This is a genomic window from Stenotrophomonas maltophilia R551-3 (assembly GCF_000020665.1).
GTDB classification, from domain to species: domain Bacteria; phylum Pseudomonadota; class Gammaproteobacteria; order Xanthomonadales; family Xanthomonadaceae; genus Stenotrophomonas; species Stenotrophomonas maltophilia_L.
Map to the genome: position 1 here is coordinate 1,800,065 of NC_011071.1, position 12,279 is coordinate 1,812,343.

General features: G+C 67.8%; 10 protein-coding genes. 4 read left to right on the forward strand and 6 right to left on the reverse strand.

The annotated features are described in order from the left end of the window. Window positions 1-44: 44 nt before the first annotated feature. Window positions 45-842 (reverse strand): AraC family transcriptional regulator, encoded by a 798-nt coding sequence (locus SMAL_RS08245; protein ID WP_012510758.1) that lies wholly within the window; start codon window positions 840-842, stop codon window positions 45-47. A 72-nt stretch (window positions 843-914) separates the two neighbouring features. Here SMAL_RS08245 and SMAL_RS08250 point away from each other — a divergent pair, with 72 nt between their 5' ends. The 3 genes from SMAL_RS08250 (at window position 915) to SMAL_RS08260 (ending at window position 4,788) form a co-directional block, all read left to right on the forward strand. Further along, a complete protein-coding gene (locus SMAL_RS08250) occupies window positions 915-2,114 on the forward strand; it encodes an MFS transporter (protein WP_012510759.1) in 1,200 nt (399 codons plus the stop codon). 644 nt (window positions 2,115-2,758) lie between these two features. After that, a complete protein-coding gene (gene pdxY / locus SMAL_RS08255) occupies window positions 2,759-3,667 on the forward strand; it encodes a pyridoxal kinase (RefSeq protein ID WP_004153277.1) in 909 nt (302 codons plus the stop codon). Then, entirely contained in the window at window positions 3,664-4,788 is a 1,125-nt protein-coding gene (locus SMAL_RS08260) for a prephenate dehydrogenase (protein WP_012510760.1), read from the forward strand. Before pdxY ends, SMAL_RS08260 begins: the two co-directional genes overlap by 4 nt. Window positions 4,789-5,019: 231 nt before the next feature. Here SMAL_RS08260 and SMAL_RS08265 read toward each other — a convergent pair whose 3' ends face one another. The 5 genes from SMAL_RS08265 to SMAL_RS08285 form a co-directional block, all read right to left on the reverse strand. Further along, a complete protein-coding gene (locus SMAL_RS08265) occupies window positions 5,020-5,214 on the reverse strand; it encodes a hypothetical protein (protein WP_004153279.1) in 195 nt (64 codons plus the stop codon). Between the two features lie 71 nt (window positions 5,215-5,285). Beyond that, window positions 5,286-7,058, reverse strand: a complete 1,773-nt coding sequence (locus tag SMAL_RS08270) for an ABC transporter transmembrane domain-containing protein (protein ID WP_012510761.1) — start codon at window positions 7,056-7,058, stop codon at window positions 5,286-5,288. Next, on the reverse strand, window positions 7,051-7,647 hold the full coding sequence (locus SMAL_RS08275) for an IMPACT family protein (RefSeq protein WP_041864639.1): 597 nt from the start codon (window positions 7,645-7,647) through the stop codon (window positions 7,051-7,053). The genes SMAL_RS08270 and SMAL_RS08275 overlap by 8 nt, the downstream gene beginning before the upstream one ends. Before the next feature lie 40 nt (window positions 7,648-7,687). Beyond that, window positions 7,688-8,674, reverse strand: a complete 987-nt coding sequence (locus tag SMAL_RS08280) for a hypothetical protein (RefSeq protein ID WP_012510763.1) — start codon at window positions 8,672-8,674, stop codon at window positions 7,688-7,690. Then, window positions 8,671-9,189 carry an RNA polymerase sigma factor gene (locus SMAL_RS08285; RefSeq protein WP_229298213.1) on the reverse strand — a complete coding sequence of 173 codons (519 nt, stop codon included), beginning with the start codon at window positions 9,187-9,189 and terminating at the stop codon, window positions 8,671-8,673. The genes SMAL_RS08280 and SMAL_RS08285 overlap by 4 nt, the downstream gene beginning before the upstream one ends. 247 nt (window positions 9,190-9,436) lie before the next feature. On the opposite strand from SMAL_RS08285, the gene SMAL_RS08290 reads away from it, so the two are divergent. Further along, window positions 9,437-12,277, forward strand: a complete 2,841-nt coding sequence (locus SMAL_RS08290) for a bifunctional diguanylate cyclase/phosphodiesterase (RefSeq protein ID WP_012510765.1) — start codon at window positions 9,437-9,439, stop codon at window positions 12,275-12,277. The last annotated feature ends 2 nt before the right edge of the window (window positions 12,278-12,279 follow it).

Consider the following 12,279-nt stretch of genomic DNA (forward strand, 5'->3'; position numbering starts at 1 on the left):
TTCGTTTGTGGTGCCGCACTGCCGCCGTCGGGCATGGCCCGGCGCTACCGGAAAAACGCCGCTGGCGTCTGCCCCAGCTGCCGCTTGAACATGCTGGTGAACGCGCTGGGGCTGTCGTAACCCATCGCCAGCGCGACATCGATGACCTTGTCGCCGACTGCCAACCGTTCCATCGCGGCCAGCAGCCGCGCCTGCTGCCGCCACTGCCCGAAGGTCATGCCCAGTTCGCTGGTGAAATGGCGCTGGATGGTTTTCACGTCCACCTGCAGCGCCTGCGCCCAGTCCTGCAGGGTGGCGTCGTCCGCAGGATGCTTCTGGATATGCAGGCAGATCTTCAACAGGCGGGGATCGGACGGTTCCGGCAGGTGCAGCGGCAGCGCATCCATCCGTCGCAGTTCGTCCAGCAGCAGGCGCACCACACGGCCATCGCGGCTGTCGTCCTCGTGCGCGCCCTCGATCAGGCTGGCAGCCAGCAGCAGTTCGCGCAGCAGGGGGGCCACCTGTATCGCGAAGGCTTCGGCAGGCAGGTGTGGCGCGAACTCCGGCTCTACATACAGGCTGCGCATGTGCACCTCGGCAATGCAGTCCACCGCATGGGCAATGCCTGCAGGTACCCAGATCGCACGGGTGGAAGGCACTACCCAGCGGCCGACTTCCGAGCGCACCACCATCAACCCGGACTGTGCATAGACCAACTGGTGGCGGCGGTGCTTGTGCGGCGAGATATGGGTGCCGGCCTGGTAATGGCGGGCACGGCAGGTCACCGGCCGTTGTATCGGCACCTCCCGCCAGGGAGCGGTTTCGCGGACCGGGCAGGGGATGTCCTTTTTGCGATAGGCCATGACCAGAACGCGGCAGAAGGGAGGGACGTGCAACCGTAGCATGCGTGGCTCGCCCCCAACCTGACTGTGTCCATGTCGACCCTGGCTTCCCCCGCAACGACCTCACGCCCGGTGGCTCCCGGCGTGTTGGCCGCCATCTCCACCTCGCATGTCGTCAACGACATGATGCAGTCGCTGATCCTGGCCATCTATCCGGTGATCAAGGGCGGCTTCAATCTCAGCTTCACCCAGATCGGCCTGATCACGCTGACCTACCAGCTCACCGCCTCGATCTTCCAGCCGCTGATCGGCATCGCCACCGATCGCCGCCCGGCGCCGTACTCGCTGCCGATCGGCATGGCCTCGACCCTGTGCGGCATGCTGCTGCTCGGCTTCGCGCCGAACTACACGATGGTGCTGCTGGCCGCCGCGATGGTCGGCATTGGTTCGGCGATCTTCCATCCCGAGGCCTCGCGTATCGCACGCCTGGCATCGGGTGGCCGACATGGCTTTGCACAGTCGGTGTTCCAGGTTGGCGGCAACTTCGGCACCGCGCTGGGCCCGCTGATTGCCGCCGCGGTGATCGTGCCGTATGGCCAGCACGCCGCATCGTGGTTTGCTGGCGCTGCCCTGATCGGCATCGCATTGCTGACCTATGTCGGTCGCTGGTACGCGCTGCACCTGGGTACACCGCGTCCGGCCAGCACCGCATCGATGGCCCCGCGCCATCCGCCGCGCACCGTGGCCAGGGTGCTGGCGATCCTGCTCGTGCTGATCTTCAGCAAGTACTTCTACATGGCCAGCATCGGCAGTTACTTCACCTTCTACCTGATCCACCACTTCGGCATTCCGGTGGCGCAGGCGCAACTGCACCTGTTCGCCTTCCTGGTGGCCTCCGCCGCCGGCGGATTCCTTGGTGGCCCGCTGGGCGACCGCATCGGCCGCAAGCCGATCATCTGGACCTCGATCCTGGGCGTGGCACCGTTCGCGATGATGCTGCCGCATGCCGACCTGCTGTGGACCACGGTGCTGGCGGTGCTGATCGGCTTTGTGCTGTCCTCGGCGTTCTCGGCCATCGTGGTGTATGCGCAGGAGATGATGCCGCACCGCATCGGCATGGTGTCGGGGTTGTTCTTCGGCTTCGCGTTCGGCATGGGCGGGCTGGGTGCTGCCGTGCTCGGCCTGCTGGCGGACAAGACCAGCATTGAGTACGTCTACCAGCTGACGGCGTTCCTGCCGCTGCTCGGTATCGTGGCGGCATGGCTGCCGCCGTCGCGGCCTGCTGCTCACTGAGGGAGTGTAGGTTTGCAGGGCTTGCAGCCCTGCACCTGCCGAATCAACGTCAACGTCAAAAGCCTGCATTCCGCGGGTTGGCGGGGTGGGTCCGGTTGAGGGGGGCGCTGCAAGTACGTCCATGTAAGCTCGGTCGCCGCTTGCTCGTGTGCGCTGTCCTGCGCACACGGCAAGACCGGGGTTGGGCCTCCTGCCCAACCCGCCCGAGGCATGCCTCGGGCCCATGCGGCTCACGCCCACTCAACCGGACCCACCCCGCCTTCGACAGTTGGCCGCGATCTGTCGGAACGGCTTACTGCTCTGGTGGGTGTCGACCTTGGTCGACACGGATGAATTCGTTCGATATCTGACAGATGTGTCGACCAAGGTCGACACCTACCAACAGCCACGCGGAACAACAGCCGCAGTTACCAACAGCCGCGTGAACCTGTCGAAGGTGGGGCGGTGTCGGATTGCGGGGTGTCAGCGGCATGGATGCCGCTGCCAAGCCTACAAGGACGTACTTGCGGCGTCCCCGCACTCCGACACCGCCCCGCCATCCCACGGAATGCCGCTCTGGCTTTGGCTCTGGCTGTTGCCGCTGCATTGAGCAGGTGCAGGGCTGCAAGCCCTGCCGAAAACCCCCTTGGGCGTAGAATGCGGGCATGAGCGAATCCCTTGATAACCACCTGGTCCACGGCCGCCGCCAGCGGCCGGACGGGCCCTCGCCGATCGATGTCATCTCGGTCCAGTCGCAACTGGTCTACGGCCACGCCGGCAACAGCGCCGCCGTGCCGCCAATGCGTGCACTTGGCGTGCGCGTGGCGGAGATCCCGACCGTGCTGCTCAGCAATGCGCCGTTCTACGACACCACCCGCGGCCGTGTGCTGCCCGCCGACTGGTTCGCCGATCTGCTGCTCGGCACCCGCGAACGCGGCCTGCCGCAGCGGGCGAAGATGCTGGTCTCCGGCTACTTCGGCAGCACCGCCAATGGCGCTGCGTTCGCCGATTGGCTGGATGAAATCCTGCCGGCCTGCCCGCAGCTGCGCTACTGCCTGGACCCGGTGATCGGCGATACCCATACCGGGCCCTACGTGGAACCGGGCCTGGAGGCGATCTTCGCCGAACGCCTGCTGCCGCACGCTTGGCTGGTGACGCCGAACGCCTTCGAACTGAATCGCCTGACCGGCATGCCGGCACTGGCCGAGGCCGATGCCATCGCTGCCGCTCGCACGTTGCTGGACCGCGGTCCGCACTGGGTGATCGCGCACAGCGTCGGCGGCAACCCGGGTGAGCTGGTGACGTTGGCCGTCGGCCGCGAGGAAACCTGGCGCTGGACCTCGCCGCTGCTGCCGGTGGACGTGGCCGGCACCGGCGACGTGCTGATGTCGCTGGTGGTGTCGTTCCTGCTGCGCGGTGAGTCGATGCAGCAGGCGATCTCGCGCGCCATCGCCGGTACTCACGCGGCATTGGAAGCGACCCTGGACAACGGCTTCGAGGAATTCGACGTAATCGCCGCGGCACCTGCCGCGCTGGCCGAAGGCACGCGCTTCCGCGCCGAACGCGTGGCATGAGCGGCCTGCAGGAACGCGCGCCGCGCACGGTCGGCATCATTGGTAGCGCCGGCGCCTATGGGCGCTGGTTGACCCGCTTCTTCCAGCAGCACATGCAGTTGCAGGTGATCGGCCACGACCCGGCCGATGCCACCTCGCATACGCCGGAGCAGCTGTTGGCGCAGGCCGATGTGCTGGTGTTCTCGGCGCCGATCCGGCACATGCCGGCGCTGATCGCCGAATACGTGCGGGAATCGGCTGGTCGCGAGCGGGACCGCCTGTGGCTGGATGTGACTTCGGTAAAGGAGGCGCCGGTACAGGCGATGCTGGCCTCGCAGGCCGAAGTGGTCGGGCTGCACCCGATGACCGCTCCGCCCAAGGCGCCGACACTGAAGGGCCGGGTGATGGTGGTCTGCGAAGCACGGCTGCAGCACTGGCAGCCGTGGGTCGACGCGTTGTGCGCGGCGCTGCAGGCCGAGTGCGTGCGCGCCACGCCGCAGCACCACGACCAGATGATGGCGCTGGTGCAGGCGATGGTGCATGCCACCCATCTGGCCCAGGCCGGCGTGCTGCGCCAGTACCAGCCGCAGTTGGGTGACCTTGCCGCGATGATGCCGTACCGCTCCGCGTCATTCGAGCTGGATACGGCGATCATCTCGCGGATCCTGTCGCTGAACCCGGCGATCTACGAGGACATCCAGTTCGGCAACCCGTACGTGGCGCCGATGCTGGAGCGCCTGGTAGGCCAGTTGCAGGCCCTGCAGGTACAGGTCGGGCAGGGTGACGACACCGCGCGTGCTGCGTTCCGCGAGCAGTCGCTGTCGGCCAACCACAATGCCTTCGGTGAGCAGGCGCTGGCCGCAGGCAACTACACCTTTGAACGGGTGGGCTACCTGCTGGCCGACCTGACCGAGCGCAACGCGTTGTCGGTTCACCTTCCGGAAGATCGTCCAGGTTCGTTGCGCGAGCTGCTGAACGTGTTCGAGCAGCATCGCATCAGCCTGGCCTCGATCCATTCCTCGCGCACCCCGGGCGGCGAAGTGCATTTCCGTATCGGCTTTGTGGCGGGAAGTGATCCGGCCGCCATCGCGCCGGCGGCGGCCGAGGTGGATGCCAGCGGCATTGGGCGGGTGCTGGGCTGATCATATTCATCCACAGGCGGTGTGGATGGTTTCTGAGCAAACATGTGGATAACCGCGTGCAGCCCTTGGCAGGAAAGGCTGTCAAGATGGTTGGTCAAAAAATGGCCACGCTTTTTTATGGCGTCGGGCCATGCTCGACTACCCTTGGCAAAGAGCGTGTCGACCAAGGTCGACACCTACCAGGGCGGGGCGATACGAATTCCGGTAGCGCCGGGCCATGCCCGGCGAACCTCAGATCGTCAGCCGCACATCACCGCCGCTGGTGGTGAACTCACGGCCATTGCGGACCAGCAGGCGTCCGTCATCCAGCTCGTAGCGCGGCGTGGACTCGGAGTTGTGCCCGCTGCCATTCGCCTCGGGCTTGAACTCGATGATGATGTGGCTGTCGCCATTGCTGTCGACGGCGGGGAACTGTCGGAACGACATCGTGCACCTCCTTTCAGCAGGTGTTGCTGACGCGCGACCAGCTTGGCCCGCTTGGTGTTAGCCGGCCGTCATCAATCGATGAACTGCAGCCTTGCCAGTTCAGCGTACAGACCACCTTCGGCCAGCAATTGTGCGTGCGTGCCCTCGGCGACGATGCGGCCCTGGTCCATCACCACGATGCGGTCGGCCTTGAGCACGGTGGCCAGGCGGTGGGCGATGACCAGCGTGGTACGGCCGGCCATCAACCGCTCCAGCGCCTGCTGCACGCCATGTTCGCTCTGCGCATCCAGCGCGCTGGTGGCTTCATCCAGCAGCAGGATCGGTGCGTCCTTCAGCAGCGCACGGGCGATCGCCACACGCTGCTGCTGGCCGCCGGACAGGCGCGCGCCACGCTCACCCAGTTCGCTGTCGTAGCCCTGCGGCAACGCACGCAGGAAGCCGTCGGCCTCGGCTGCGCGCGCAGCATCCTCGACCTCGGCGTCGCTGGCCTGCAGGCGGCCGTAACGGATGTTGTCGCGTGCGCTGGCCGCGAACAGGGTCGGCTGCTGTGGCACCAGCGCCAGCTGGTCGCGCAGTTCGGCCGGATCGACCTCGCGTACATCGATGCCGTCCACGCAGATGCGGCCAGCAGCCGGATCGTGGAAGCGCAGCAGCATCGACAGCACCGTACTCTTGCCGGCGCCGGACGGCCCCACCAGCGCCACGGTCTCGCCCGGGCGCACGTGCAGGTTGAAATGATCCAGCGCAGCCTGGTCCGGCCGCTGCGGGTAGTGGAACACCACGTCGTCGAACCGGATCTCGCCATGCAGCGGCTGCGGCAGCGCGTGCGGCTGTGCCGGCGCGCGGATCTCGATGTCTTCCTGCAGCAGCTCGCCGATGCGGCCCATGCCGCCAGCCGCGCGCTGCAGCTCGTTCCATACTTCGGCCAGGGCGCCGACGGATCCACCGCCGATCAACGCGTAAAGCACGAACTGGCCCAGCGTGCCTGCACTGAGGCGACCGTCGATGACGTCGTGCGCGCCCAGCCACAACACGCCGACGATGGCACCAAACACCAACAGGATGGCGCTGGCGGTGACCAGAGACTGTGCACCGATGCGCCGGCGCGCGGCACCGATGGCGTCACCCAGGGCCTTGTCGAAGCGGCCGCGCTCGTACGGTTCGCGCGCGTGCGCTTGTACCGTGCGGACCGCGCCCAGGGTTTCGCTGGCCAGGCTGTTGGCATCGGCGATGCGGTCCTGGCTGCTGCGCGCGACGGTGCGCAGCTTGCGTGCGCCAATGATGATCGGCAGCACCGCCAACGGGATGCCCAGCAGTGACCATGCCGCCAGCCGCGGGCTGGTGACGAACAGCATCGCCAGGCTGCCGACCACGGTCACGCTGCTGCGCAGGGCCACCGACATGGTTGACCCGACCACGCTGCGCAGCAGTTCGCTGTCGGCGGTCAGGCGAGAGACCAGCTCACCGCTGCGACTGCGGTCGTGGAAGCCGGCACCGAGTTGGATCAGGTGCGCGTACAGGCGGCTGCGCAGATCGGCCACCACCTTTTCGCCCAGCAGCGACACGAAGTAGAAGCGTGCCGCCGTGGCGAGGGCCAGCACCACCGCCACCAGCATCAGCAGGGCGAAGGCGCGGTTGATCTGGCCGCCACTGGTGAAGCCGTGGTCGATCATCTGCTTCACTGCCGGTGGCAGGCTCAGCGTTGCCGCCGAGGACACCGCCAGAGCCAGCAGCCAGGCGGTGAACAGGCCACTGTGGCGGCGCACGAACGGCCACAGCGTGCGCAGGCTGCCGAGGCGGCGCAGCGGCGGGGTCGAGGCGGGGGCGTCGTCCTTGTCAGTCATCCTGGTCGTCGTCTTGTATGCGGATACGGTCACGGGTGGCGTCGCGCAGGCGGATTTTCAATGCGTCGACCTGATCGGCAGGCAATTCGACCCGCAGGCAGACACCGTCGGCATCGAACTGTTCATCACGCTTCTCTGCGGCAAAGGCGGGCAGGGTAGCGTGCAGGATGCCCAGATCCTCGAAGCCGGCCAGCAGCCGCAGCCGGGTCATGGCCACCAGCGGCAGCCGCGGTGCGGTACGCAGGCATTCGGCTGCGGCCCCGCCGTAGGCACGCACCAGGCCGCCGGCGCCAAGCTTGATACCGCCGAACCAGCGCGTCACCACCACCATCACCCGATCGAAGCCCTGGCCATCAATGGCGGCCAGGATCGGCCGGCCGGCGGTGCCAGCAGGCTCGCCATCGTCGCTGGAGCGATAGTCCTGGCCGTGCCTGTAGGCCCAGCAGTTGTGCGTGGCATCGGCCACCGCCACCTGCTGCAGGAATGCCATCGCCGCCGCCGCACCGTCGATTGGCGCGGCATGGGCGATGAAGCGGCTGTGCTTGACTTCCAGCGTGTGGTTGACCGGCTGGGCGAGGGTATCGGGCATCCCCACCATTCTACGGGGTTGCTGCAGGACCCGGTCCCGCTCAGTCGTCCAGCAGCGGACGCAGGTCGCGCGGCAGGCGCGATTCCGGATACTGCTGGATGTAGCGCTCCAGGCTGGCGCGGGCGAGGTCGCGCTGGCCATCGTCGCGACGTTCGCGGATCTTCTGCAGCCACTGCCGCCGTGGCAGCCGGGCGTCGGCAGCCACTTCAGCCTGCACCGTGTCCGCACTCAGGCCAGCATCGCTGCCGCGGCGCATGACCCCCGGTGCGGAACGGCTGGGGACTTCGCGCTTCATCGAGGTGATCTCTACCCGGTCCAATGCCGAGGCCTGTTCGGCCTGCATGCTGTTGGACTCTGGCGAGCCTGCCGAGCGCGCCTTCAGCGAACCACTGGCGACAACCGGCGCCATCAGTGGCGCAGGTGCCGAGTAGGCGGCGGGCGCGGGCGGCGCCGGGGGTGCCGCAGCCGGGGGCGGCGGCAGTGCAGCGAAGTTACTGTCGGCAGCGGGTTCTGCCGCCATCGAGCGCGCGGCCGGTGCCGGTGCATCGGTGGCGTCTGCAGGTGCCGGCTTGCGCTCGCGCGCGATGGCCGCTGCCGGGGCGGCAACGGATGCGGCCTCCGGCATTGCCGGCGCAGCCGCTGGTTCTGCAGCGGCAGTGGCGCTGTCTGCGGCGCTGCTTTCAATCGTCTGCTCAGTGGCGGCGACATCGGCAGCTGCAGGCGCTGCCGCCATCTGGGCTTCGCCGGCCGGAACCGGCGGCGGTTCCGGGCGCAGCTGCCAGGCAATACCGATCGCGAACACCATCGAGGCCGCAATGCCGAACACCGCCGGCCACCGCGGGCGCGTACGCTGCGCGCGCGGGGCGTCGGGCGAGGCAACGGCGGCGTCGGCCGGCGCATCCACGGCGGCACGTGCCGCGGCCAGGATGGCGGCGTCCAGCGCGGCCGGCGGCGCCTGCTCGGGGCGACGGCCGAGCAGCTGGGCCAGCTCGCGTTCTTCCGGCGTCAGGGGTTCGTTTCGGTTCATGCGTTCAATCCCGCACGCAGCTTGTCCATCGCATAGCGCAGCCGCGATTTCACGGTTTCCCGGCCCACGCCGGTGATCTGGCCGATCTCCTCCAGGCTCAGTTCCTGATCCAGCCGCAGCTGCAGCACTTCGCGCTGCTCGGGCGGCAGTTGCTCCATCGCCAGCTGGATGCGGCGACGCTGTTCGAATTCGGAAAGCTCGGCTTCCGGGGTCTGCCCGTCCTCGATCGCGGCCAGGCGCAGGTCGGCGTCGGCCGGTGCAGCGGGGCGATGGCGGGCGGCGCGCCAGTGGTCGTTCAAGCGGTTATGGGCGATGCGGAACAGCCAGGTACTGAACGCCGCTTCGGGCTGCCAGCCGGCGCGAGCGCTGATCACCCGCTGCCACACATCCTGGAAGATCTCCTCGGCCAGCGCGTTGTCGCGCAGTTGCCGCAGCAGGAAGCCGAACAGGCGCTTGCGATGGCGCGCATACAGGCTTTCGAACGCACGCAGGTCGCCACCGGCCCAGGCCAGCATCAAGGCTTCATCGGTTGGCAGTGCGCTGGCTTCCACGGCGTACAGGGTAAGGCCTGCAGGCGGTGGCGCATAGCCGGTGGCGGTGGTGGGAAGGGCGAGGGTCATGGCTCGGAAGGGGCTACGGTCGGCAGGAAAAACGTACGGGCGCACGATTCGGGGTTTACGGGCTTCCATTGCCCCCCGGGTGGCGCGCTATGCTCGGCGGCTCAGGGGAGGCGACGCACAGACGGCGCCAAGAGATTGTCATTTGTCCACGCATGCTGAACCGGCGGAAGAACCACTACACGAGGCCGTGCTGAGCACGGCGCTGGTGCGCGCGCTGCATGCGCTGCTGCCGGAAACGGCGGTGGTCCGGGTCGGCTGGGACGACCTGCAGCTGGGGCGTGGCGAGGGCGGCTGGCCGCCCGTCAGCGGTGACCGGCCTGCAGTACCTGCTGGCATCGGCGATGGCCAGCATGGCTGGGACTACGACGGTGCGCGCCTGCTGCTGTCGGTGGAGGGCGCGATCCCCTCGCCAGCGTGGTGGGGGCTGGCCCGGCAGGCGATGGAGCTGGCCCTGCAGCGTGGCCGCCAGGCGGGACAGATCAAGGCGCTGGAGGAGGCCGAGCGGCTGCAGCAGGCGCTGTTCCAGATCGCCGACCTGGCCGGTGCCGACCTGGAGATGGGCGAGATGCTGCGCCACGTGCACGGTGTGCTGGGCACGCTGATGTACGCCGAGAACTGCTACATCGTCGAGTACGACGATGTGCGCGACCAGATCCGGTTCCTGTACTTCGCCGACCAGGTCGATGACTTCGTTGCCAACCCGGCGCAGAGCCACGACGCCAGCGAGATGCCGCGCAGCCTGACGGTGGCGCTGCTGCGCCATGGCAAGCCGCTCAGTGGCCCGTCACGCGAGCTGCTGGCGCGGGTGGTCGAGCAGGAGCACGATCCGCAGCGTGGCCCGGAAAGCCTGGACTGGCTGGGCGTGCCGATGCTGCGCGATGGCCGCGTGTGCGGTGCCATCGTGGTGCAGAGCTACGAACACGCGGCCCGCTATGGTGAGTCCGAGCGTGCCCTGCTGGGTTTTGTCGCCCAGCACGTGCAGACCGCGATGGACCGGCGCCAGGCGCAGGTGCGGCTGGAGCAGCAGGTCGAGCGGCGCACGCAGCAGCTGCAGCGTGCCAACCACAGCCTGCAGGACGAGGTGGCCGAACGGCGCCGTGCCGAGCAGCTGCAGACCGCGTTGTACAACATCGCCGAGATGGCGATGTCGGCCGACAGCCTGGCCCAGTTCTACGGGCGGGTACACGGTGTGGTCGGGCGCCTGCTCGACGCGCGCAATTTCTACATCGCGCTGGTCAACGCGGCCGGCAACGGCCTGGATTTCGTCTATTCGGTGGACGAGCACAATGCCAGCCGCGCGCCACGGCCGTTCAGCCGTGGCCTGACCGAATACGTGGTACGCAACCGGCGGCCGCTGTTGGCTTCGCGCGCGCAGATCGATGCGCTGCTGGCCAACGGCGAGGTGCGTGAATCCGGTGCGCGTTCGCACTGCTGGCTGGGCGTGCCGCTGCTGCGCGACGACGAAGTGGTCGGCGCGATCGTGGTGCAGAGTTACAGCCAGAACAGCACCTTCAGCGTGCACGACCAGCGCCTGCTGACCTTCGTCGCGCAGAACATCGGTACCGGCCTGGCCCGCCAGCGCGACCAGCAACGGCTGCGTTCGGCGCATGCCGAGTTGGAAAAACGGGTGGAAGAGCGCACCCGGGAGCTGGCCGAGGTCAACGAGAAACTGCTCGGCCAGATCGGCGAGCGGTTGCGCGCAGAACAACGGCTGACCCACCAGGCCATGCATGATGCGCTGACCGGGCTGCCCAATCGCCTGCATCTGCTCGACCGCCTGCAGGACGCATTGGCGCTGGCCCGGCGCGAGGGTGGACCGGTGTTCGCCGTGTTGTTCCTTGACCTGGACCGCTTCAAGCTGGTCAACGACAGCATCGGCCATGCCGCGGGCGATCGCATGCTGGTGGAGGTTGCCAAGCGCATCGTGTCGATGGCCGGCACCGACGATGTGGTGGCACGGCTGGGCGGTGACGAATTCGCAGTGCTGCTGCAGTGTCCGCAGGGCCTGGCGCAGGCACTGGATTTTGGTCAGCGACTGCTGCTGGCGCTGCAGGAATCGATGTGGATCGCCGGCCGCGAACTGTTCCCGTCCGGCAGCCTGGGCATCGCCCTGTGGAACCCGCGCTACCGTACCGGCGAAGAACTGCTGCGCGATGCCGACGCCGCGATGTACCGGGCCAAGGCGCAGGGCCATGACCGCTGCGCGATCTTCGACGAGGACATGCGCGAGCAGGCCATGCGCAGCCTCGACTTGGAAGCCGATCTGCGCCGCGCGATCAATAACCACGATTTCCTGCCGTTCTACCAGCCGATCGTGCGCCTCTCCGATGGCGAGGTGGTCGGGCACGAGGCGCTGCTGCGCTGGCAGCACGAGCGCCGTGGTCTGCTGCTGCCGGGTGCGTTCCTGGAGCTGGGTGAGGAGAGTGGGCTGATCGAACAGGTCGACTGGCTGATCTACGAACAGGTCATCGCCGGCCTGGCCGAAGGCGGCCACACCTATGTGTCGGTGAACGTGTCACCGCGTCATTTCCGCTCTGCGGAGTTCAGCGGCCGCCTGTTCGGCCTGCTGGATGCGTACGGTGCCGATCCGCAACGGCTGCGGCTGGAGATCACCGAGGTCGCACTGCTGGATGACGGCCCGCACACGCTGCGCATCCTGCAGGGCCTGCGCGAGCGCGGCATCCAGGTGCAGCTGGACGATTTCGGTACCGGCTTCTCGGCGCTGTCCTACCTGCACCGCTTCCCGATCAGCACGCTGAAGATCGACCAGAGTTTCATCGCTGGCCTGCATGGACCGGAAGTGCAGAGCACGCGCGCATTGGTCGAGGGCGTGCTGTCGCTGGCGCGCACGCTGGGCATCGAGACCATCGGCGAGGGCATCGAGACCGAGGCGCAGCAGCAGACGCTGCGCGAACTCGGCTGCGACTATGGCCAGGGCTACCTGCTGGGGCGGCCGGCACCGTGGGGCTGCGCGGCGGCCTGAGC